Genomic DNA, 22345 nt, shown 5'->3' on the forward strand with positions numbered 1-22345 from the left:
ATCGCCCCATCCCGCCGGACGGTCTTTCCTTTGCGCCGTCCGTGCATTACTTGGGATTGAGGGTTCAATCCCTTGGGGATGACAGCCTCAATTCCGGACGGCGACAAATTCAGGAGACAGACCCATGGCCATGACGATGAGCGGTGAAGTCCAGCTTGCCGCGCCCCGCGAAGTGGTATGGGGAAAGCTCAACGACCCCGCAGTGCTGAAGGCCTGCATCCCGGGCTGTGAGGAGCTCGAGACCACAGAGGAAGGCGGCTTCCGCGCCACGGCCAAGATCAAGGTCGGCCCAGTCTCCGCCCGCTTCAAGGGCAAGGTCACACTGAGCGATCTCGATCCGCCCAACGGCTATAAGATCACCGGTGAGGGCGAGGGCGGCGTGGCCGGCTTTGCCAAGGGCGGCGCTGTCGTCGGTCTGACCGACAAGGACGGCGGCACACTCCTGACCTACAATGTGGAAGCCCAGATCGGCGGCAAGCTGGCCCAGCTCGGTCAGCGCCTGATTAACGGTTCGGCCAAGAAGATCGCCGACGAGTTCTTCGCGAACTTCGCCAAGGCTGTTCAGGGCTAAGGCCCGGAGCGTCTGATAGCGGCGATCAAGTATGTTTGATACCGCAGAAAAACACACCAGAGACCGTCCCGACTTGAGGTTGCTCATTGCCGGGATGGGCCATATTATGCATTTGGAATGATTTTAATGACCGTGTCGCCACGCAATGGGGCGCGGACCAAGAGAGTGCATATGGCCAAAATCTCGATGATCGTGAACGGCAATCCCGTCACCGGCAATATCGATCCGCGCACATTGCTGGTGCAGTTTCTGCGTGAGAATCTGCGGCTCACCGGCACCCATGTGGGCTGCGACACGTCGCAATGCGGCGCCTGCGTTGTGCATCTCGACGGCAAGGCCGTGAAGTCCTGCACCACGCTCGCTGTCATGGCCGACGGTCACGAGGTGAAAACCATCGAAGGTCTCGCAGCCGATGGCGCCCCGCTGCATCCGATGCAGGAAGCGTTTCGCGAGCATCATGGCCTGCAGTGCGGCTTTTGCACCCCAGGCATGATCATGACCGCGGTCGACCTCGTGCATCGCAAGGGGCATGATCTCAGCGATCATCTGATCCGCGAAGAGCTTGAAGGCAATCTCTGCCGCTGCACCGGTTATCAGAACATCGTGGCGTCGATCGCAGCCGGCGCCAAGGCGATGGCGAAGTCCGATCTCGCATAACGACGCACAACGATAATCGCGCACCGCGAATCAGGGATCCCCACCCATGTACGAATTCAAATATCATCGTCCGTCGACCGTGCGGCAGGCCGCCAATCTCCTCATCAAGAACGAAGACGCCAAGTTGATCGCCGGCGGTCACACGCTGGTGCCGGTCATGAAGCAGCGTTTGGCGGCACCGCCGCATATCATCGATCTCTCGCATATCGAGGGTGTCGACGGCATCGAGATGAAGGGCCGCTCGCTGGTGATCGGCGCGCTCGCCAAGCATGCCAGTGTCGCGGCGTCGCCGGTTGTCGGCGAAGCGATCCCGGCGCTGGCCGAACTCGCCAGCCTGATCGGCGATCCGGCCGTGCGCCACAAGGGCACGATTGGTGGTTCGCTGGCCAATAACGATCCGACCGCGGACTATCCCGCAGCTGTAATGGCCCTCGGTGCCACCATCACCACCAACAAGCGCAAGCTGAAGCCGGAAGAATTCTTCCAGGGCCTGTTTACGACCGCGCTGGAGAGCGACGAGATCATCACCAAGGTCTCGTTCCCGGTGCCGAAGAAGGCGGCCTATATCAAATTCCGCAACCAGGCCTCGCGCTATGCGCTGGTCGGTGTGTTCGTGGCACGGCTGCCCTCGGGTGTGCGGGTCACGGTCACCGGTGCAGGCTCGGACGGCGTGTTCCGTGTCGAGGCGTTCGAGGCTGCGTTGCAGAAGCGGTTCTCGCCAAAGGCGCTGGACGGGCTTACGGTGCCGGCCGAAGGCCTCAACAGCGATCTCCATGGCAGCGCCGAATATCGCGCGCATCTTATCGGCGTGCTGGCCAAGCGTGCGGTCGAAGCTGCCAACAACCGGGCCTGATATTTGTCAGGTCCGTTCCTTTCCAGATTGGTTCTCTCATGACTAAGCCATCGGCGCTCCCCACCTCCGTCGATGGCATGCTGGAATTGCTGACATCGCGCGGCTATCTCGCCGAGCGATCGCTGGCGACAGTTACCTATCTCTCGCTGAAAATGGGCCGGCCGCTGTTTCTCGAAGGCGAGGCTGGCGTCGGCAAGACCGAAATCGCCAAGGTGCTGTCGGCCGCGCTTGGCCGCAAGCTGATCCGGCTGCAGTGCTATGAAGGTCTCGATGTCTCATCCGCTGTCTACGAGTGGAACAGCGCGTCGCAGATGATCGCAATCCGGCTGGCGGAAGCCGCCGGCGATACCGACCGTGATCAGCTGGCCAGCGACATCTTCGCTGAGCGCTATCTCATCAAGCGTCCGCTGCTGCAGGCGCTCGAGCCGGACGCCAACGGCGCGCCGGTGCTCCTGATCGACGAACTTGATCGTGCGGACGAGGCGTTCGAAGCCTATCTCCTCGAAATCCTCAGCGACTTTCAGGTGACGATCCCCGAGCTCGGCACGGTCAAGGCGCCGGCGCCGCCGATCGTCATCGTCACATCGAACCGCACCCGCGAGATTCACGACGCGCTGAAGCGGCGCTGTCTATATCACTGGGTCGACTATCCCAACGCCGAGCGCGAACTCGCCATCGTCAAGTCGCGGGTGCCGGGCATCTCCGCCAAGCTCTCGCAGCAGGTGGTGAGGTTCGTGCAGGCGCTGCGCGACCAGGATTTCTACAAGTCGCCGGGCGTCGCCGAGACGCTGGATTGGGCGACCGCGCTGACTGAACTCGACGCCCGCTCGCTGACGCCGCAGGTGGTGGGCGATACGCTGGGTGCGCTGTTGAAGTATCAGGACGACATCCAGCGCATGCAGGGCGACGCGCTGGCCAAGGTGATCAAGGAAGCGACGAGCGACTAACACTCGTCATTCCGGGGCGCGGGCGGCGATAGCCGAACCCGAACCCGGAATCCCGAAGTAGTTGAACACATCGAGGTTCCCCACCACTCCAATTGGAGTGGCTGAGGTTCGGTCGCGCAAGTGGCGCGACCGCCCCGGAACGACGGAGTTAGGTTTGCCCATCGACCATCTCAACCCACCGACCGGCCAGATGGCCGACAATGTCATCGGCTTCGCGCGTGCGCTCCGCGCTGCCGGGCTTCCGGTCGGGCCGGGGGCGGTGATCGATGCGCTGAATGCCTTGCAGATGATCGAGATCGGCAAGCGCGCCGACGTGTTCACGACGTTGGAAGCGATCTTCGTCAAACGCCACGAGCATGCGCTGGTGTTTGCCCAAGCCTTCGATCTATTCTTCCGTGCGGCCGACGAATGGAAGCAGATGCTGGATTCGGTGCCGCTGCCCGACGATGCCAAGCGGAAGCCGCCGCCGGCCTCGCGCCGCGTGCAGGAGGCGATGGCGCAGCCGGCGCAGGGCACAGAGCGCGAGGCACCGCAGGAGCAGGAGATCAGGCTGTCGGTCTCCGACCGCGAGGTTTTGCAGAAGAAGGATTTTGCGCAGATGAGTGCGGCGGAAATCGCCGAGGTCACGCGCGCCATCGCCAATATGCGGCTGCCGCAAGCTGAACTGCGCACGCGCCGCACCCAGCCGGACAAGCACGGCGCGCGGCTCGATCTGCGGCGCACGCTGCGCGGCAGCCTGCGCACGGGCGGCGACATCATCGATATCCGCAGGCTAGGCCTGATCGATAAGCCGGCGCCGATTGTCGCGTTGCTCGATATCTCCGGCTCAATGAGTGAATATACGCGGTTGTTCCTGCACTTTCTTCATGCCATTACGGATGCTCGCAAGCGTGTCTCGGTTTTTCTGTTTGGCACCCGGCTGACCAATGTGACGCGGGCGCTGCGGTCGCGTGATCCCGACGAGGCGTTGGCCTCTTGCTCGGCCTCGGTGGAAGACTGGGCCGGCGGCACTCGCATTTCTGCGTCGCTGCATAATTTCAACAAGCTGTGGGGACGCCGCGTACTCGGCCAGGGCGCCATCGTGCTGCTAATTTCCGACGGTTTGGAGCGGGAGGCGGATTCCCAACTGGCCTTCGAGATGGACCGGTTGCATCGCTCCTGCCGGCGGCTGATCTGGCTCAACCCGTTGTTGCGCTTCGATGGCTTCGAGCCGAAGGCTCAGGGCATCAAAATGATGCTCCCGCACGTTGACGAATTCCGCCCGGTACATAATTTGAGTTCGATCGACGGACTGATCAAGGCGCTGTCATCGGCGCCCCCGGTCCATCACCGCAGCCTGATCCGGCCCGCAGCTTAAGAGAGGCTTCCATGCTCAATCGCGATGAAGACATCCTGCAGGCCGCCGAGGCGTGGCAGAAGGCCGGGCACGGTGTGGCGCTGGCCACCGTGGTTGAGACCTGGGGGTCGGCGCCGCGCCCCGCAGGCTCGAATCTCGTCATCAATGACGACGGTACCTTCCTGGGCTCGGTCTCTGGCGGCTGCGTTGAAGGCGCCGTGGTCACCGAGGCGCTCGATGTGATTGCGAGTGGCGAGCCCAAATTGCTCGAATTCGGCGTGGCCGATGAGACCGCGTGGAATGTCGGCCTGTCCTGCGGCGGCACGATCCGTGTGTTCGTCGAGAAGGTAGGCCAGTCGTGAAGGCCGAGACACTTGCCACCCTGAACACGGAACGCACCGCTCGGCGCCCCGTTATTTTGATCACCGATATATCCGATGGAACACAACGCCTGGTGAAGGCTGCCGATTTCGGTGCCGATCCGCTGCATGCCGAACTCGAGAAGCAGCTCCGCATGGGCAAGAGCGCGATGGTCGAGGTGGACGGCAAGAAGCTGTTTCTCAATGTCTACGCGCCGACCGCGCGCCTCGTGATCATCGGTGCCGTCCATATCAGCCAGGCTTTGGCGCCGCTGGCGCGGTCGCTGGATTACGATGTGACGGTGGTCGATCCGCGCACGGCTTTTGCCAGCCCCGAGCGTTTTCCGGACGTGAAGCTGATCGCTGAATGGCCCGAAGAGGCGCTGCCGGGCCTCAACATCGATCACTACACGGCCTTCGTCGCCGTCACCCATGATCCGAAGATCGACGATCCCGCGCTGCTGCACGCGTTCGAGAAGAACTGCTTCTATATTGGCGCGCTCGGCTCGCGAAAGACTCACGCCAAGCGCGGCGACCGGCTGAAGGCGCAGGGCGTCAGCGAGGCTGACTTCGCGCGGATCAAGGCGCCGATCGGTCTCAATATCGGTGCTGTTTCGCCATCGGAGATCGCGGTCTCGATCATGGCCGAGATCACCGCCGAACTGCGCATGCCCAAGGCGATACCCGCGGAATTCTCCAAAGTGAGCAACCCATGAAGTTCGGTCCCGCCAGTCCGGCGGATGCACTTGGCGGCGTGACCGTCCATACGCTGCGTCAGGGTTCGCTCGTTCTCAAGAAGGGCACCACTATCGGTCCCGATGAAGTCGCCGCGCTGACCAGCGCGGGCGTCAAGGACGTGGTCGTCGTGCGTCTCGAGGACGGCGATGTGTCCGAAGACGTCGCTGCAGCCAGTATCGCGCAGGCAGTGGCGGGCGAGGGCGTCAATGTCGAGCGGGCCTTTACGGGCCGCGCCAATCTTTTTGCGGGAACGCCGGGCGTGCTGGTCGTCGATCGCGCCATCGTCGATCGCATCAATGCCGTCGATGAAGCGATCACCTTTGCAACGCTGGCGGCCTACAAGCCGGTTGTCGAAGGCGAGATGATCGCGACCGTCAAGCTGATCCCGTTCGGCGTCGCCGGTACGCTGCGCGACGCGGCCGTCCAGGCTGCCTCGGGCGGCGCAATGCGGATCGCGCCTTATACGGTCAAGAAAGTCGGCATCGTCTCGACGCTGTTGCCGGGGCTATCGCCGAAGGTGATCGACAAGACGCTGCGTGTGACCGAAGAGCGTCTCGCGCCTGCCGGTGCGAAGATCATCGCCGAGCGCCGCGTGCCGCACGACGAGAAAGTGCTCGCGAAGACAATCAAGGAACTGCTCGGGCTCGGCGCCGAACTGGTGATTGTGTTCGGCGCCTCGGCCATTGCCGACCGCCGCGATGTCATTCCGTCGGCGATCGAACAGATCGGCGGCGCCATCGAACATTTCGGCATGCCGGTCGATCCCGGCAATCTGCTGCTGATCGGCAGGGCCGGCAACGTGCCGGTGCTGGGTGCGCCGGGCTGCGCGCGCTCCCCGGTGGAGAACGGCTTCGATTGGGTGTTGATGCGGCTGCTGGCCGGCCTCAAGGTGACCCGCGCCGATCTCACCGGCATGGGCGTCGGCGGGTTGCTGATGGAAATCGTCACCCGGCCACAGCCGCGCGTGCCCGTCGGCAGCGATGGCAACAGCAACGTCGCCGCCGTTATTCTGGCCGCCGGCCGTTCGACCCGGATGGGGGGGCCGAACAAGTTGCTCGCCGAACTCAACGGCAAGGCATTGGTCCGGATCGTCGCCGAACAGGCAATCGCATCGAAAGCGTCGAGCGTAACGGTGGTGACAGGTCATCAGGCGCCAGAGGTCGAGAAGGCGCTGGCCGGACTCAAAGTCACGTTCGTTTACAACCCCGATTTTGCCGATGGTCTCGCCAGTTCGGTGAAGGCCGGCATCGCGGCAGTCCCGGCCGATGCCAATGGAGCTGTGGTCTGTCTTGGCGACATGCCGCTGATCGATGCCCGCTTGATCGACCGGTTGATAGAATCCTTCGCGCCGGATCGCGGCAACCTCATCGTCGTCCCTGTGAGCGAGGGCCGTCGCGGTAATCCCGTGTTGTGGTCTCGGCGCTTCTTCAATGAGTTGATGACGCTGGACGGCGATATCGGCGCCCGGCACCTGATCATCAAGCACGCTGAAGCCGTTGCCGATGTGGCCGTGGAAGGCCACGGCGCCTTCCTTGATATCGATACACCGCAGGCGCTGGAAGACGCGCGGAGCGGCTAACCCATGGCGCATGCGGCGGGCCGCCGCATTTCACTTTTGTTCACCAAGTTGAAACGCCCTTCCTTTAGCGTCTGCCTCGATCGACCTCGGGGGAGGGGAAATTGTCGCTGTTTGCTACCGCGCGTCGTCGCGCGATTCTCGCCGTTGCCTTGTTGATGAGCGTCGGTGCCATGGACGTGGCTTCGGCCGCTGGTGCCCTCGCCGTGGGCAAGTGCGGTGCCTATGGCCAGGCATTCGACTATCCGGCGCAGGGGGCGGCGCTGGCGGCCGCGAAAAAGCAGTGCAAGGGCGAATGCACGACCGTCACGATGAACCGCGCCTGTGCAGCCTTCGCCGTCGATATGAAGAATCCCTGCGGCGCACACGGCTATGCCGTGGCGCCCCGTATTTCGAGTTCGCTGAATCAGGCGACCAAGAAATGCTATGACTACGGCGGTAAGGAATGCGTCATCCGTGCCTGGGCCTGCGACGCCAAGGGCTAGAGCTCCCCGACAAATATCTCGTTCAATGGGCCTGCGGCAGCTAGACTGCTGCAATGATTCAATTTTTCCGGACACTTCTGAAGTCTGCCGCCGACGCCGATCCGTCCGTTCGCGAATTTCGCAAGGCGCTGAGCCGCGAGATGCTGTTGACCGAACGGTTGCGGGTCAGGACGGTGATCGGCACCGTGGTGATCGTGACGCTGTCGCTATCCATCGCCTATCTGCTGGCGCCGTCGAGCTTCGCGCGCATATCCAATGGCCAGTTCGATCTCGCATCGTCTTTTATGATCACGGGCCCGCTGCTGCTGTTCGAATTCTTCGTTCTTTACAAGATCAATCAGCGCATCGCTGCAGGGCAGGATATTGCGCAGGGGCGGCGCTATCTGAGCGCACTCATCGAGACCAGCATTCCAACGGCTGCACTGCATCTCCATATGGGCTGGATGGGGCCGGCGGCGGCGTTGGCATTTGCGGCGCCTTTGTCCTATTTCATCTTCATCATTCTATCCACGCTTCGGCTTGATTTCTGGCTGTCGACGTTTACCGGCTTTGTCGCGGCCGCCCAGATGCTCGCGCTGGCCATGCTGTATCATCCGGTGCAATTCGCCTCGGAACCCGCGCCGGATTTTGCGTTTCAGCTTATCCGCAGCGCCATGGTCCTGCTCTGCGGTATTCTTGCAGGCGCGGTCGGCTTGCAACTCCGTCGCCAGTTCGAGGCGAGCATCGCGGCAACTTCGGCGCGCGATCGTGTCACCAATCTGTTCGGTCAGCATGTCTCGCCGCAGGTTGTGGAGCAGTTGCTGGCGTCGGGAACGAGCTCTACGACCGAGATGCGTCAGGTTGCGGTGATGTTCGTCGATATCCGTAACTTTACCGCAGCGACCCGTGTGCATTCGCCCCGCGAGGTGGTGGATCGGCTCGACGAGACCTTTGCTCTATTGGTCGACGTGCTGGATCGACATTCCGGGATCGTGAACAAGTTTCTCGGTGACGGATTTCTCGCGCTGTTCGGAGCGCCCATTGAGGATCCGAATGCGGCGCATTGCGCCGTGCAGGCGGCACGCGAGATGCTCATAGCTGTCGAGAATAGCAATCAGGACAGCGAATGGCCCCTGCGCATCGGCATCGGGCTTCATATTGGGGCCGTGATTGCCGGCAACGTTGGCTCCCCGCGCCGCAAGGAATACACCGTCATCGGCGACACCGTGAACTTCGCGGCTCGGCTTGAGGCGCTCAACAAACAGTTCGGCTCGCAATTACTGATCTCTGCTTCCATACGCGATGCCTTGGGCGACACTTGCAGCGATGCGGAGCTGCTCGGCGATGTGCCGATCCGCGGCTATGACCTCCCGCAGGCTATCTGGCGCTTGGGCTGAGTGCTGCGTCAGTTCTCGAAGAATGGCGCGCGGGGCGGTCGCATGACCATGCCGAAGCGCGCATAGACTCCCTGGCGCTCGAAATTGTCCCGCACATGTCCCGCGGCGAATGACCATTCGTAGGGACCGGTGCGCAAGCCAGTCAGATGGCCGCCGATCCGGGTCTGCTGGCTGAAATAATCATTCGACAGTGCAGCCTCCGGGCCGATCCAGAACAAATCGAACAGGCGCCAGCCGGCCGCAATGCGCGTGGTATAGCCAGTATCGATGGTCGTGCCGGAGATGGCATATTGCAGCATCAGCTCGCGTGTCGGCTCCCACCAGACATCCATCGTGCCCCGCGCGCCGAGCATCGCGCGAAGCCGGGAGCGGTGCTGATCGTGGTAGAAATAGTCGGCTTCCATATCGAGGCCAGCCAGTAGCTGAACTTCCAGATTGCCGGTTCGGATGAGGTAGCCCGGCAGGATCGCCGCGCGGCTGATCTGGGTGTAGTCGGAGCGCGTGCCTGTCGTGTAGCGCTCGAGGTTTTCCGACAGAAAGAAACGCAGGATGAAGCCATCCTTGTTCAGGCCGGCGGGGGCCCATTGCAGGCCACCATAGGCACCGAGGCTCCAATGCGACGCGTCCACGCCGCCGAAATACATCAGACGGTCTGGCATGCCTCCGGAGAGAAAATCGAAGGCGCGCCGTTTTTTGATACGCGTGTCGAACAGGGACGACCAGAAGCTCGATGAGCCGGATGCTGGCTCGATCGTGGCATCGATCTCGCCGACATCCTGAGCCGCGACGCTGCCGTAGACCATTGCGGTCGTGGCGACACAGAGTGCGCGTAACGCCAGTCCCCAACGCATCGAGCCCCCACCCAACGCAACAGAAACACAATCATGAAGTACAACTTAAGGTAGATTATCTTGGGGATAAGCCGCCGTCCAGTGTGGATAAGTGAGAATCCGAAAAATCTGCTTGGAGTGATCTAAACGCCGTCAGAGCTGCGGCGGCAGCAGGTTCTGAACCTTTGCACCTTCGCGCTCCTCGATGATCTCGGCGATCCATCGCCGATGACAGTGTTCGTGGTCGCGCTCGTAGCAGAGGATGCAGACCGGTCCGGACTTTGTCACCAGCGCCGCCAGCTCATCCATCTCCTCCCGTGCCTGCGGTGTCTTGAGATGCGCCATATAGATCTTCTCAAGCATCGCGAGCTTGCCGCTACGTGCGGCTTCGCGACCGTCCTTGGGCGTGCCCAGTCCGCGCAGATGGATGTAGCCGATGCCGCGCTCGTCGAGGCCGGCGGCGAGTTGGTTCTTGGAGAAACCCGGTCGCCGCGATGCGGCGACGGCACGCACATCGACCAGCAGCTTGACGCCGACATTTTGCAATTCGTCGAGCACGGCTTTCGCTGGAGTCTGCTCGTAACCGACGGTGAAGAGGCGGAGCGTTTTGCGGGCCATGTGAGCATCCCCGTGATCGACAAATGATTGGCACAATGTCGCGGCCAGCCGCGAGGCGTTGCTCCGATCTGCAACATGACACATAGTGAACTCAACAAACTCCGCCAGTTCAATGGCTGATATCACCGGGGGAATAATGGTTCGCATGGTTGGTGCTTTGAGCGTGATTGCGCTCTCTCTTTTGTCCTTTCATTCTGCAGTGTCGGCACAGGGAGCGTATCCGGATCGTCCTGTCAGGATCATCGTGCCGATCGCCCCCGGCGGGAGCTACGATCTGGTCGGACGCCATCTCGCCGATGCGCTGGCAAAGCGAACGGGGCAGGCGTTCTTTGTCGAGAACAAGCCCGGGGCGGGCACTGTCGTGGGCACGCAGGCTGCGGCCCAGAGCGACGCCGACGGCTATACGCTGATGGTCGGCGGCCTTTCCAACATGGCGTTCAACTCCGCGCTTTACGCCAAGCTTGCTTATGATCCGCTGAAGGATTTCGTGCCGGTCGCGCTGGTCTACAAGTTCGGCTACGTGATGGTTGGCCGCAAGGATTTGCCGCAGCAGACGCCGAAGGAGATCGTTGCCGCCGCATTGGACAAGCCGGGGTCGATCACCGTGGCGACCGCCGGCGTCGGGACCGGACAGCAACTGGTGGCCGCAGCCTTCATGAGGTCCGCCGGCGTCAAGCTGCAGGAAGTGCCCTATCGGGGATCTCCGCCGGCCTTCGCCGATCTGCTGGCGGGCCGCATCGACCTGTTCTTTGACTCGATTGCTGCCGGGTTGCCTTATGTGCAGACGGGGCAGGTGCGGGGCATCGCGGTGCTGTCGTCGAAACGGAGCCCGCTGGCGCCTGACGTGCCGACCATGGCCGAAGCGGGCGTGCCCGGCCTCGATGTGGATTCATGGCTCGGCATTTTCGTGCCGGCCAAAACGCCGCCTGCGGTGATCGCAAAACTTCGTCAGGATATTCGGGCGGTGTTGCCCGATCTGAAGGAACGCTTCGAGAAGAGCGGCGGTGAGCCCTGGGATATGCCCGACGACAAGCTTAACGGCTTCATCGCATCAGAACATGCGACCTGGACAAAACTGATCCGCGAGGCCGGCATCAAACTCGATTGAGCAGTTCCGCTGGCTGCTACGTCACTCGCTCGATCAGCGCCATGGCACCATGCGGTGCACGCACCTTGGCCTCGTGGATGACATAGGCAAACACGTCGCGTGGTTGTTTCTTGATCTTGGCGTCATCGACGCGCGGGAGGTCGGTTGGCTCGCCGCCGCTGGCCCAGGTCTCGAAGCGTTTGGCCCAGGCATCCAGTGCCTTTGGCGGATAGGCGGTCTTGATGCTGTCTTCCCCCTTCTGCAAACGCAGATAGACGAAGTCGCCAGTGACATCGGCGATGGCCGGGTAGGTGGCGTGTTCGGAGAACACCACCGGGGTCTTGAACTGACGTAGCAGCGCAATGAAGGCCGGCACGCAGAAACTGTCGTGGCGGACCTCGACCACATGGCGCAGCTTGCGCCCACCGAGCTCTGTCGGCAACAATTCGAGAAACTTCCCGAAATCGGCTTCGTCGAATTTCTTGGTCGGCGCGAATTGCCACAGAACGGGTCCGAGCTTGTCACCGAGTTCGAGCACGCCGGAATCGTAGAAACGGTTCACGCTTTCGCCGGCTTCGGCGAGCACCCGGCGATTGGTTGCGAAGCGGGGGCCCTTGAGCGAGAATACGAAATCATCCGGCACTTCGCGCGCCCATTTGCGAAAGCTCTCCGGCTTCTGCGAGCCGTAGAAGGTCCCATTGATCTCGATGGAGGTCAGCTTGGACGCGGCATAGTTGAGCTCCTTCGCTTGCGTGAGTTTCTCCGGGTAGAACACCCCGCGCCACGGCGCGAAAGTCCAGCCGCCGATGCCGATACGGATTTGTCCGGATTTCGCAACCATTGTGAGGCCGATCCTTTCAGTATTCGCCGTGTTACTCACTGCCGCGCCGGCAGCACCGGCTTGGTCATGCCCTCCACGCCGGTCAGCACCAGCATCGTCAGCAGTGCATTCTGCGGCCCGATATAAGCGTCGACGGGCTTGTACCATTCATTGCGCGAATGCCAGTTGCCGCCCTGGCCGCCGCCGCCGATGGTCACCGCAGGGATGCCGAGTGACATCGCGAGATTGGAGTCCGTGCTGGAACCGGCAAAGGTGACATGGGGCGCCCGGGTCAGTGCGGTCACGGCGCGCGCGGTCGCCTGCACGAGGGGAGAGTCTTCTGCGACAAGGCCCGCCGGGCGGTCGCCAATCAGTTTGATCTCGACAGTGATCTTGTCCGATCCCCAGCGCTTGTTTTCTTCACCAACTGCGTCCTTCACCTGATCGAGAAGCCTCGCTTCGAGTTTCAACAGTTCTTCGGTCGAATTCGATCGCATGTCGATCGTCATGCGTGCTTCGGCAGCGATGGCGTTGACGGATGTGCCGCCATTCACCGTTCCGACCGTGAAGGTGGTTTTTGGATCCGCGGGTGTCTGCAGCTCCGAGATTTTCGCGACCGCGCGGCCCAGCGCATGGGTCGCGCTCGGCAAGCCGAATTCCTGAAAACTGTGACCGCCCGGACCCTTGAAGATCATCTCGTAGCGGTGGCTTCCTGTTCCCTGGTTGACGATGCGCGTGACGCCGAGGCCGTCGATCGAGATGAAGCCGTCGATGTCCTTGTTGTCGCGAAACAGGGCTTTGACGCCGCGCAGATTGCCCAGCTCTTCTTCGCCGACGCTGGCGACGAACATGACGTCCCCGACCGTCGCGATCTGCTGCGTGTTGAGGGTCTGCATCAAAGACAACAGGGCCGCGAGCCCACGGGCGTCGTCACCGATCCCCGGCGCCAGATAGACGCCGTCCTTTTCTTTCACCGTGACATCGGTCCCCTCGGGAAAGACCGTGTCCTGATGTGCGGAGATGACCAGCTTCGGCGTTCCGGCGGTGCCCTTGCGCCGGGCGATCACATTGCCCTCGGCGTCGATCACGGCGTCCTTGAAGCCCAGCTCCTGAAACCGTGACAGAATGTAGTTGCCGCGCACGTTCTCCTTGAACGGGGGCGCGGGAATCTCGGTGATCCGGATCTGCTCTTTCAGGGTGCGGGCGTCGTCGGCCTTGATGGCCTCGAGCGCAGCCATGACGCGCGAATCGGACAGCAGTGTCGTCGTGACGGTATCAATTGTCTGCGCGGTGACATGGCTGGTGCCGAAGGATGCCATCGTCAGCGATGCAGCGAATAGGCATGGTCCGAGCGAGCGTCGCATGGCATCTCCGATTATCACGCGCGGAGACGATTGTGGTCGCGGTTCAGGCGGGGCTTCCGCCTCAGAAAACCGCGCGAACGCGCCGCTGTTGACCGGGGCAAGGTAGCGGGCACGGGCAAGACTGGCTATAGCTCGCCAGCAACAGAATGGTGCCAGAGTGCGGTCTTGCGGCCGGACTGTGGCGTTGAAACGTGCCGGACACCCTTGCGGAACGGCTCCAGCATCCCTATCTTGTTTCCAACGGCGACGTCGATGCTTAACAGCTCCGGCGCTGGAACGACCTTGAATAGCTCGGTGCGCCGGATGTACGTGCGCCTGTTGTTGGGGGTCGTTGGCATTTCTGGGCCGCTTTTGGCCATTCCCCCTCTGATGGCTTGTTCCGGCGCCTGTTAAGGCCTCGCCGTTCCCTGTCCGCCTTGGCATGGTCCGGCGCGGCAGATATATGCTGGCGCCATGAACGAAGCCATCAGACCGGGGCCCGGACAGATATTGCAGGCGGGCGCTCCGCTGCAGCTGTCCGTCGTCGTCCCCACTTTCAACGAGCGCGGCAATGTCGCCACCCTGGTGCAGCGGCTGGACGCGGCGCTGGTCGGCATTTCCTGGGAAGTCATTTTCGTCGACGACAATTCGCCGGACGGCACGGCCGACGCGGTACGTGAGCTGGCGCGGGGTGACTCGCGCGTGCGCTGCATCCGGCGCATCGGCCGGCGCGGCCTGTCCGGCGCCTGCATTGAGGGCATGCTGGCCTCCAGCGCGCCCTGCGCGGCCGTGATCGACGGAGACTTGCAGCACGATGAGACCCAGCTAGGCAAGATGCTTGGTCTGATCGAGAGCGGCGCCGCCGAACTGGTGATTGGCAGCCGCTATATCGAGGGCGGCAGCGCCGACAGTTTCAATCAGCAGCGGCTCGGTGCCAGCAAGTTCGCGACCGCGGTCGCGCAGCGGGTGCTGAAGGTCGAGATCGCCGATCCGATGAGCGGCTTCTTCATGATCCGCCGCGATCGTTTTGAACAACTGGCACCGAGACTGTCCACTCAGGGCTTCAAAATTCTGCTCGATGTCGTGGCGACAGCCGGGGGCGACCTGCGCGTCATCGAAGTGCCTTACACCTTCGGTTCGCGGCTGCATGGCGAGAGCAAGCTCGATTCCATGGTGGCGCTCGATTTCCTGGGCCTCGTGCTGGCAAAGCTGACCAACGATACCGTATCGCTGCGCTTCCTGCTGTTCGCGCTGGTCGGTTCGATCGGTCTGTTCGTGCATTTCGCCGTGCTGTTCGTCGCACTTGAAGTCTTCGATGCGCCATTCGCCGAGGCGCAGGCCATTGCGGCGCTTTGCGCTATGACCGGCAACTTCCTGCTCAACAATTTCCTCACCTATCGCGACCAGCGGCTGAAAGGTCTCGGCATCATCCGCGGTCTGTTGATCTTCTACGTGGTCTGCAGCGTGGGTCTGCTCGCCAATGTCGGCGTGGCTTGGTCGGTCTTCGACCAGGAGCCTATCTGGTGGCTGGCCGGTGCGGCCGGCGCGCTGATGGGCGTGGTCTGGAATTACGGGATGTCCGGCCTGTTCGTGTGGCGGAAACGGTGATCGCTGGATGACCACGCAGGAACTGCGGCTGGTTCGCGGCACCGCGGCCGTGGTCGTCGGTCTGGTGCTGCTGCGGCTCGCGGCGGCCGCATGGACGCCGCTGACCTTCGACGAAGCCTATTACTGGATGTGGTCGAAGCATCTGGCCGGCGGTTACTACGATCACCCGCCGATGGTCGCGGTGGTGATCCGGCTCGGCACCATGATCGCGGGCGATACCGAATTCGGTGTACGCGTCGTCTCGGTCCTGCTGGCGTTGCCGATGAGCTGGGCGGTGTATCGCACGGCCGAGTTGCTGTTCGGCGGTCGACGGACCGCGTCAACGGCGGTGATCCTGCTCAATGCGACGATGATCACGTCGGTCGGCTTGATGATCGTCACGCCGGACGCGCCGGTACTGGTCGCTTCGAGTTTCGTGTTGTTGGCGCTGGCCCAGGTGCTGGCCACCGGGCAGGGCGCGTGGTGGCTCGCGGTGGGCCTGGCCGTCGGCGTAGCGCTGCTATCGAAATATACCGCACTGTTTTTCGGGCCGGCGATCCTGATCTGGTTGATTGCGGTGCCGAAGATGCGGCGCTGGTTGATCTCGCCATGGCCCTATCTCGGCGGTCTGGTCGCGCTCGCGGTGTTCTCGCCGGTGCTGTTCTGGAATGCCGAACATGGCTGGGTGTCTTTCATCAAGCAACTTGGACGCGCCCGGATCGATCACTTCAATCCGGCTTTCATCGCTGAACTGATTCCGACGCAATTCGCCTTCGCGACACCGCTGGTGTTCATTCTCGGCGTGATGGGTCTCTATGCCCTGGCCGTCCGCAAGCCTGGAGCGTGGCCGGCGCGGGTGCTGCTGAATGCGATGTTCTGGGTCATCGTGCTGTATTTCGGCTGGCATGCGCTGCACAGCCGCGTCGAGGCCAACTGGTTCGCGCCGGTCTATCCGACGCTGGCCATCATTGCTGCCGTCGCGGCAACCATCGTGCAATGGAAGCCGCGCGAGCAGCGCACGGTGGATTTTTGCGTGCGCTGGGCGGGGCCGACCGGCGTCGTCATGTTCACGGCACTGGTGGTGCAGGCCAATACGGGTCTGCTATCCGGCTACAAGCGTGACGCGACAGTACGCAGCATCGGCGTGGGGTTCGTCGAGCTGGCGGCCGACGTCGAGGCGGTTCGCGCCCGTGTCGGGGCCACATGCGTGGTGGCGCCCGATTACGGCACCACAGGCTGGCTGACCTTCTATCTGCCGAAGGGGACCTGTGTCTTCCAGCGCACCCAGCGCATTCGCTGGGTGAACATGCCGGAGCCGAGTGCAGAGCAGCTGGCCGGCAAGCTTTTGCTGGTGGGTGAGCAAAATGCTGCGGCCAATCCGGAATGGCGGGCGGCTTTTGCGAATATCGAGAAAGTGGCTGACCTCAAACGCAAACGCGGCCCGCTGGTCGTGGAGAACGTCGAGCTGAATCTGCTGGAAGGCGCGAAAGGTGACGTACTTGATCGGTCGCCACCACCCGAGATGTTGCCGCGCTAGGAGGCGCGACCACCATGCGCTTGATGGCGCGATGGTGGTCGGCTGTCGCGTTTATGGCGCAAAGTGATAGTTCACGCCGATCTTTCCGAGCTGCATGGTCTGCGCAATATCGGCATTGAAATAATAGGAGCCGACGGTCGGAGGCGCGTTGATCACGCCTTCGAGGCTCGCTTTGTCGTGACCGAAGCCGATGTAGTTGTACTCCGCCTTGACGGACCAGTTTGGTGCGAAGGCGTATTCCACGCCGGCGCCAACCACATAACCGGTGTGAAGGCGGGATCCGTCGAGATTTGCGTATTGCGGGCCCGACGACAGTGATATGGCGTGATGATCCCCGGCGACGGCGACACCGCCCTTGAGATAGGTGAGCCAGCGCTCGTTGGTCACCATGCCGATGCGTGCGGTGGCCATTGCAAGCCATTCGGTGCGCGAGCGCACGTCGACATTGTTATCAAGGTTGGTGCGGGTACCGCCGCCGATATCGCCGCCGACCAGTTCACCTTCTACACCCATGACGATGACGCCGAGCTGCACATTGGCACCGATCTGGCCGCCGCCGAAGCCGCCGGTCATCGCGAACTTGCCAACCGGCGTGTAGTCACGCCAGTTGCCCTGTCCCGATCCGTAGCCGGCCTGTGCGCCGAGATAGAGCCCGGTCCAGTCGAATCCCGACTGTGCGTATTGCAGCGGCGGGATCGGCTTGGCCTCGTTCGGAGCGCCGAACTGGTAGTTCGCGCCGAGCTTGATGAGATGCAGCGTCTGCTTGGTCGACGCCGTGGAGACGATCGACCCGGTGGAGGCTCGCGTGCCGTTAAAGTCGAAGTCGTGGTCGGGGAAGCTGATGAAATTATACTCGCCGCGGAGCGACCAGCTGTTGGCGAGGGCGTATTCCATGCCGGCGCCGACGACCCAACCCCGACGCGTCTCACTGCCGGACAGTGTGATCCTGTCCGGCACCGGCACTGAAACCTGAACGTCGTAACTGTGATCTTCATTGGCCCAGGCGAAGCCGCCCTTGGCGTAAGTGAGCCAGCGGCCATTGGCGAAGCCAACGCGTCCGGCCACAGTCGATAGCCAGTTGATTTGCGACGTCTGGGACAGGGTGGCCTGGTTCAGGACGTTTACCGTGCGATTGCCCTTGATGCCGCTAAAGCTGATGTCGGCCTCGATGCCGAGCAGCAGGTTGCCGATCTGTTGATTGTAGCCGGCCTGAATGCCGCCCAGAGCGCCGTCGGTCCGGATATTCAGGATCTGCAATTCGGTCCCGCCGAGACCGTAACCGGCATGAACGCCGGCATAAAAGCCGGTCCAGTTATAGGCAGGATCGATCACGGGGGCCTTGGTGTAGGCGCGGGTCGGCACGTCTGCGGCGATGGCGGCATTGCCGAGGCTGAGGATGCCGATGGTGCCGAGGAGAAGCTGTTTCATGTCGTTTCCTTGCAGGTGCGCTGGCGGCCTTCGAGGAATCGGGGCTGCTTCGCGCGTCATTTCGGCAGCGACCATGTATAAAAATACCGCTCTCGTCGTGGTCGTAAGCGCGTGACTCGTGCTGGATCGCGCATTTGGCGTCGCATTGTGAGCGGCTGTCGCTGCCCGGTCTCACCTGGAAGTACTACTGGGGAGCGCGATCGCGGGACCACACGACGACCACCGGCCAACGACTGACGGGTCATCACCGGGGCGCAGTGCGCAACTATGGTTTCAAAGGATGATAAATTATCGTCGTCGGCGTTGAACCAAAGTCAGGGGTCCGGACGACCTATCTCCGCACACATTGAAATGGGCGGTGATTGGGAACATGGAAAACACAAATCTCGCATTCAGCAGCCACTCCGACTTTGGATCCGACCGTGCCAAGGTGCACAGCATCGAAAAGCCGGACCCCGTGAACCTCACCGAGGTCGGCGGCCTGCGCGGAGCGCGGATCGCCAGCGTGATCAACCAGATCAATGAGAGCTTTGCTGACCAGCAGTTCTCAACCCGGGTGGTCGCCGAGAAGCTCGGCCTGTCCGTCCGCTACGTCCAGGACCTGCTGCAGGGCTCAGGCCTCAGCATCACCGATCGCATCATGGAGCTGAGGCTTGAAAAAGCCCGCAGCATGCTGACCGGCGATCGGCAGTGCAGCCTGAAGATCAGCGAAGTCGCGGCCGCCTGTGGCTTCAACGAACTATCCTATTTCCACCGTAGCTTCCGTCGGCGCTTCGGCGCGTCGCCGGCCAAATTCCGCATCCAGTCAATGAATGGCTGACGCGCGCTTGCGCTTGAAATAGTCCAGCGTCCCGCGGCTGATGACGTGATCCTTAGGGGTTACCTCGTCGGCCGCGATGTCGTCTGCTTTGGCCAGGCGGGTATAGAGTGCGCCGAAATCCTGATAGCTGTCCTGCAGCAGTTTCTCGAAGCTCTCGATGACGAAATAGCTCTGCTGGAAATCGTCGATGATGTAGTTTGTCCGCATCACGCGTTCGAGGTCGAACGTGATCCGGTTCGGCGAGGCGTCTTCCAGGGCGAAGACCGACTCTGTTGCTGACGACAGAATGCCGGCGCCGAAGATGCGCAACCCGTCCGCGCTCTTCATCAATCCGAACTCCACCGTGTACCAGTACAATCGTGCCAAGTTTTTTAATTGGCCGAGCGCCATCGCGCGCTGGCCGCCTTTTCCATAGGCCTCCATGAAGTCGGCATAGACCGGGTTCGCCAATAGCGGAACGTGCCCGAAGACGTCGTGGAAGATGTCGGGCTCCTGCAGGTAGTCCATTTCGTGTTCGGGGCGGATGAAGGCGCCGGCCGGGAAGCGGCGATTGGCAAGATGATCGAAGAAGATCTCGTCAGGCACCAGTTCGGCAACCGGCACGATCTGCCAGCCAGTCAGCGGCTTTAGACGTGCGCTCAGTTTCTCCAGATCGGGAATGCCGGATTCGGACAGCTGCAGCGTTTTCAGTGCGGCGAGGAATTCGTCGCAGGCACGGCCTTTAAGGACGGTCTGCGCGCGGGCGAACAGACGGTCCCAGCGATCGTGCTCGGCGGCGGAGTAGGACCTCCAGTCCTGGTCCAGCGTGAAGTCAGGGCGTTTCGGGGCGTTGAGGTAGCGGCTCTTTTCGGTCGAATGATCCAGCTCGGTCATGACGCTCTCCCACTCCGACGGTCCCATCAGGACATAAGGTTCCGCTGCCGAATAGTTCCGTCAAAAGAAGCAACTTCTCGCATCCGCCCATCCGACGATAGCAATCCACCATCGTCCAGATCTTATTTGCAAAGGCGTTTCCTTGTCGGAAACCCGTCTCGATGACATTTTCAGTGGTAACAAACGTGCTCCCACATCGCTGAAATGATTGCGAAATCTCTGCGAAACCTCGCGGGAGCCACGGGCAAAATACTCTCATCATCGATCATAAGGAATACGACCGTGCGGTCCGTCATGTCTTCTCGCTTCCTCTCAGGCGCTTTCGCGGCAGTGCTGCTGGTTTCCGGCGCAACAGGGGCTTTCGCTGACAACTGGCCGAGCCGGACGATCAAGCTGATCGTTCCGTTCCCGCCGGGTGGCGCTGCGGACATCACCGCACGGGTCTATGCCGACAAGCTCGGCGAGGCGCTGAAGCAGACCATTGTGGTCGAGAACAAGGCTGGTGCCGGTACGGCTATTGCTGCCGACGCTGTCGCCAAGGCGGATCCAGATGGCTACACGCTGTCGCTGGCGCCTGCAGGGCAGCTCACGATCCTGCCGCATATCAACAAGACCATCTCTTACGACCCCTTCAAGAGCTTCACGCCGGTGGCCATGCTGACGTCGGTGCCTTACGTGCTCGCGGCCAGCCCGGATACGCCGGTGTCATCAGTCAAGGAGCTCGTCGCTGCGGCCAAACGTGAGCCCGGCAAGTTCACCTATTCGTCGTGCGGACCCGGCACGCTCTGCCATCTGAGCGGCGAGCTGTTCAAGAGCCTGACAGAGACGGATCTGCTGCACGTGCCGTTCAAGGGCAGCGCTCCGGCTGTGAATGCGCTGCTCGGAAATCAGGTGAACCTGTCTTTCGACACGCTGACGGTGCTGGCGCCGCAGATCCGCGACGGCAAGGTCAAGGGTCTCGTGATTACCAGCCGCGAGCGCTCGTCGCAGCTTCCTGATGTGCCGACGCCGGCGGAAGCAGGCGTGGCTGACTTTGTCGTCGACTCCTGGTTCGGCCTCGTCGTACCTGCAGGGACGCCCGATGCCATCGTCGATCGCCTGAACGTCGAAGTGGTGCGCATCGGCGCACTGCCGGATGTTCGCGAGCGCTTGGAAAAGCAGGGCCTCAGCATCACGACCTCGACGTCTCAGGCTTTCGCCAAGACGATCAAGGACGATTACGCCCGCTGGGGACGCGTCGTGGATGCGTCTGGCGCGAAGCTTTTCTGACCACTAGCCATGTTGCCTGACACATTGGTCGGGCCAAGCAGAAGCCAGGAAAGGCCGGGTTGACGTTTCAACCCGGCCTTTTGCTTGTCGATGATCTGCTGAAGCCTGTGTTCAGGCAGCAGCTTTCGACTTCTCGATCGGGTGCGGAACGCGGAAGCCGACGGCAAGACGGTTCCAGACATTGATGGCGCCGATCGCCACCGTGATCTTGAGGCATTCCTCTTCCGAGAAATGCGCGCGCAGCGCTTCATAATCGGCATCGGGTGCACGGGTCTGCGCGATCAGCGTGACGGCATCGACCCAGGCGAGGAGGGCACGTTCGCGCGGCGTATAGACCGTCGATTCGTGCCAGACCGACATCATGTTGATCCACTGCTCGCTGAGACCGTCGTGACGGGATTCCTTCACATGCATGTCGACGCAGAAGGCACAGCCATTGATGATCGATGAGCGGAGCTTGATGAGATGGACGATCGCAGGCTCGAGGCCGCTTTCCTTGACAACATATTGATCGAGCGCAGCGACGGCCTTGTAGGCGTCGGGGGCGGCCTTGGCGATGTTGAGACGGGCTTGCATGGTCTTTCTCCTTGGTGTGCGGTTTCAGGCTTCAGGCTTCAGTTGGCGTTACGGCGTCGTTCGTTGAGTTCCAGAAAGGCGCAGCCGCGGGCGGCGATGGCGCCGTCGGTGTCCTTGGCGCGGAGATCGCCGAGCACGTCGGCGATGCTCACCTTGGCCAGCTCATCGCGATAGACGCGCTCGGCTCGCAGCATCGCGGCATTGATGCCGCAGGGCGCCGTCGGTTTGCCGGGCAGGGGATTGGGGCCGCGCTGGCGGATTTCACTGCAGCGGAAGGCCGGCGCATCGCCCTCAACGGCAAGGACGACATCGAGCAGGGTGATCTGGTCTGGCGTCCGGGCAAGGCGATAGCCGCCGGTCGGGCCAGGCTGTGCGATGAGCAAGCCGGCGCCCGAAAGCGCCTGCAGGTGTTTCAGGAGATAGCTGGTGGACACGCCATGAAATTCGGCGAGGGCGCCGGCGGACAACACGCCGTTCGATTGCAGGCCTGCGAGCATGGCCACGCTGTGGATCGCCTGCTCAACCCCGTCGCTCATCTTCATGGCTTTATTCCACCTCTATCGTGGATAATTATTATCCGTGATTAAGGATGTCGTCAAGTGTCCGGTCCTGAGGTGGTTCGCGGGTGGGCAGCGCAACAGAATCTAAATCCCGATGCC

Annotated in this window: 24 protein-coding genes; 15 read left to right on the forward strand and 9 right to left on the reverse strand. The window is 62.1% G+C overall.

What is annotated here, in order from left to right; translation table 11 throughout:
- Nucleotides 1–124: 124 nt before the first annotated feature.
- The 10 genes from AB8A38_RS29345 to AB8A38_RS29390 all read left to right on the forward strand — a co-directional run bounded on the left by AB8A38_RS29345 (nucleotide 125) and on the right by AB8A38_RS29390 (nucleotide 8898).
- The gene (locus tag AB8A38_RS29345) at nucleotides 125–571 is read left to right on the forward strand and encodes an SRPBCC family protein (RefSeq protein ID WP_089264991.1); all 447 of its coding nucleotides are present in this window, start codon (nucleotides 125–127) and stop codon (nucleotides 569–571) included.
- A gap of 171 nt (nucleotides 572–742) precedes the next feature.
- Nucleotides 743–1228 carry a (2Fe-2S)-binding protein gene (locus AB8A38_RS29350; RefSeq protein ID WP_089264990.1) on the forward strand — a complete coding sequence of 162 codons (486 nt, stop codon included), beginning with the start codon at nucleotides 743–745 and terminating at the stop codon, nucleotides 1226–1228.
- Nucleotides 1229–1274: 46 nt separating this feature from the next.
- On the forward strand, nucleotides 1275–2081 hold the full coding sequence (locus tag AB8A38_RS29355) for an FAD binding domain-containing protein (RefSeq protein ID WP_439088396.1): 807 nt from the start codon (nucleotides 1275–1277) through the stop codon (nucleotides 2079–2081).
- A 38-nt stretch (nucleotides 2082–2119) separates the two neighbouring features.
- Nucleotides 2120–3028 carry an AAA family ATPase gene (locus tag AB8A38_RS29360; protein ID WP_439088397.1) on the forward strand — a complete coding sequence of 303 codons (909 nt, stop codon included), beginning with the start codon at nucleotides 2120–2122 and terminating at the stop codon, nucleotides 3026–3028.
- Between the two features lie 190 nt (nucleotides 3029–3218).
- On the forward strand, nucleotides 3219–4385 hold the full coding sequence (locus AB8A38_RS29365) for a vWA domain-containing protein (RefSeq protein ID WP_175365834.1): 1167 nt from the start codon (nucleotides 3219–3221) through the stop codon (nucleotides 4383–4385).
- 11 nt (nucleotides 4386–4396) lie between these two features.
- The gene (locus AB8A38_RS29370) at nucleotides 4397–4726 is read left to right on the forward strand and encodes an XdhC family protein (RefSeq protein ID WP_068736040.1); all 330 of its coding nucleotides are present in this window, start codon (nucleotides 4397–4399) and stop codon (nucleotides 4724–4726) included.
- A complete protein-coding gene (locus tag AB8A38_RS29375; protein WP_439088398.1) occupies nucleotides 4723–5439 on the forward strand; it encodes an XdhC family protein in 717 nt (238 codons plus the stop codon). Before AB8A38_RS29370 ends, AB8A38_RS29375 begins: the two co-directional genes overlap by 4 nt.
- Nucleotides 5436–7040 carry an NTP transferase domain-containing protein gene (locus tag AB8A38_RS29380; RefSeq protein WP_439088399.1) on the forward strand — a complete coding sequence of 535 codons (1605 nt, stop codon included), beginning with the start codon at nucleotides 5436–5438 and terminating at the stop codon, nucleotides 7038–7040. Before AB8A38_RS29375 ends, AB8A38_RS29380 begins: the two co-directional genes overlap by 4 nt.
- A 155-nt stretch (nucleotides 7041–7195) precedes the next feature.
- Complete coding sequence (locus AB8A38_RS29385; RefSeq protein ID WP_315844185.1) at nucleotides 7196–7522, forward strand: DUF4189 domain-containing protein; 327 nt, start codon at nucleotides 7196–7198, stop codon at nucleotides 7520–7522.
- Between the two features lie 53 nt (nucleotides 7523–7575).
- Nucleotides 7576–8898: an adenylate/guanylate cyclase domain-containing protein gene (locus AB8A38_RS29390; RefSeq protein ID WP_439088400.1), complete on the forward strand. Its 1323-nt coding sequence runs from the start codon at nucleotides 7576–7578 to the stop codon at nucleotides 8896–8898.
- A gap of 8 nt (nucleotides 8899–8906) precedes the next feature.
- Here the strand turns inward: AB8A38_RS29390 and bcsS are convergent, their stop codons facing one another.
- Together bcsS and AB8A38_RS29400 are read right to left on the reverse strand one after the other, a co-directional pair.
- Nucleotides 8907–9749 (reverse strand): cellulose biosynthesis protein BcsS, encoded by an 843-nt coding sequence (gene bcsS, locus AB8A38_RS29395; protein WP_439088401.1) that lies wholly within the window; start codon nucleotides 9747–9749, stop codon nucleotides 8907–8909.
- A gap of 132 nt (nucleotides 9750–9881) precedes the next feature.
- Nucleotides 9882–10346, reverse strand: coding sequence for a DUF488 domain-containing protein (locus AB8A38_RS29400; RefSeq protein ID WP_439088402.1), 465 nt, complete (start codon nucleotides 10344–10346; stop codon nucleotides 9882–9884).
- A gap of 244 nt (nucleotides 10347–10590) precedes the next feature.
- Between AB8A38_RS29400 and AB8A38_RS29405 the strand changes: the two genes are divergently transcribed.
- On the forward strand, nucleotides 10591–11454 hold the full coding sequence (locus AB8A38_RS29405; protein WP_439088403.1) for a Bug family tripartite tricarboxylate transporter substrate binding protein: 864 nt from the start codon (nucleotides 10591–10593) through the stop codon (nucleotides 11452–11454).
- A 16-nt stretch (nucleotides 11455–11470) separates the two neighbouring features.
- On the opposite strand, the gene AB8A38_RS29410 is transcribed toward AB8A38_RS29405, so the two are convergent.
- From AB8A38_RS29410 to AB8A38_RS29420, 3 genes are all read right to left on the reverse strand, one after another.
- Complete coding sequence (locus AB8A38_RS29410; protein ID WP_439088404.1) at nucleotides 11471–12274, reverse strand: DUF72 domain-containing protein; 804 nt, start codon at nucleotides 12272–12274, stop codon at nucleotides 11471–11473.
- Nucleotides 12275–12309: 35 nt separating this feature from the next.
- The gene (locus tag AB8A38_RS29415) at nucleotides 12310–13617 is read right to left on the reverse strand and encodes a M20/M25/M40 family metallo-hydrolase (RefSeq protein WP_439088405.1); all 1308 of its coding nucleotides are present in this window, start codon (nucleotides 13615–13617) and stop codon (nucleotides 12310–12312) included.
- Between the two features lie 125 nt (nucleotides 13618–13742).
- On the reverse strand, nucleotides 13743–13976 hold the full coding sequence (locus AB8A38_RS29420) for a hypothetical protein (protein ID WP_439088406.1): 234 nt from the start codon (nucleotides 13974–13976) through the stop codon (nucleotides 13743–13745).
- 94 nt (nucleotides 13977–14070) lie between these two features.
- Here AB8A38_RS29420 and AB8A38_RS29425 point away from each other — a divergent pair, with 94 nt between their 5' ends.
- Nucleotides 14071–15204: a glycosyltransferase family 2 protein gene (locus tag AB8A38_RS29425; RefSeq protein ID WP_315842871.1), complete on the forward strand. Its 1134-nt coding sequence runs from the start codon at nucleotides 14071–14073 to the stop codon at nucleotides 15202–15204.
- 7 nt (nucleotides 15205–15211) lie between these two features.
- Nucleotides 15212–16720: a glycosyltransferase family 39 protein gene (locus tag AB8A38_RS29430; protein ID WP_439088407.1), complete on the forward strand. Its 1509-nt coding sequence runs from the start codon at nucleotides 15212–15214 to the stop codon at nucleotides 16718–16720.
- A 51-nt stretch (nucleotides 16721–16771) separates the two neighbouring features.
- Here the strand turns inward: AB8A38_RS29430 and AB8A38_RS29435 are convergent, their stop codons facing one another.
- A complete protein-coding gene (locus AB8A38_RS29435; protein ID WP_439088408.1) occupies nucleotides 16772–18148 on the reverse strand; it encodes an outer membrane protein in 1377 nt (458 codons plus the stop codon).
- Nucleotides 18149–18518: 370 nt separating this feature from the next.
- Here AB8A38_RS29435 and AB8A38_RS29440 point away from each other — a divergent pair, with 370 nt between their 5' ends.
- Nucleotides 18519–18968, forward strand: coding sequence for a helix-turn-helix transcriptional regulator (locus AB8A38_RS29440; protein WP_068736063.1), 450 nt, complete (start codon nucleotides 18519–18521; stop codon nucleotides 18966–18968).
- On the opposite strand, the gene phhA is transcribed toward AB8A38_RS29440, so the two are convergent.
- Nucleotides 18954–19841: a phenylalanine 4-monooxygenase gene (phhA, locus tag AB8A38_RS29445; RefSeq protein ID WP_439088409.1), complete on the reverse strand. Its 888-nt coding sequence runs from the start codon at nucleotides 19839–19841 to the stop codon at nucleotides 18954–18956. The two genes, AB8A38_RS29440 and phhA, sit on opposite strands and share 15 nt — an antisense overlap.
- Nucleotides 19842–20135: 294 nt before the next feature.
- Here phhA and AB8A38_RS29450 point away from each other — a divergent pair, with 294 nt between their 5' ends.
- Nucleotides 20136–21110, forward strand: a complete 975-nt coding sequence (locus tag AB8A38_RS29450; protein WP_439088410.1) for a Bug family tripartite tricarboxylate transporter substrate binding protein — start codon at nucleotides 20136–20138, stop codon at nucleotides 21108–21110.
- Between the two features lie 111 nt (nucleotides 21111–21221).
- On the opposite strand, the gene AB8A38_RS29455 is transcribed toward AB8A38_RS29450, so the two are convergent.
- Entirely contained in the window at nucleotides 21222–21686 is a 465-nt protein-coding gene (locus AB8A38_RS29455; protein WP_439088411.1) for a carboxymuconolactone decarboxylase family protein, read from the reverse strand.
- Between the two features lie 38 nt (nucleotides 21687–21724).
- A complete protein-coding gene (locus tag AB8A38_RS29460; RefSeq protein ID WP_089264972.1) occupies nucleotides 21725–22228 on the reverse strand; it encodes an RrF2 family transcriptional regulator in 504 nt (167 codons plus the stop codon).
- Nucleotides 22229–22345 lie beyond the last annotated feature (117 nt).

The sequence above is a fragment of the Tardiphaga sp. 839_C3_N1_4 genome (genome assembly GCF_051811045.1).
In the GTDB taxonomy this organism is placed as follows: domain Bacteria; phylum Pseudomonadota; class Alphaproteobacteria; order Rhizobiales; family Xanthobacteraceae; genus Tardiphaga.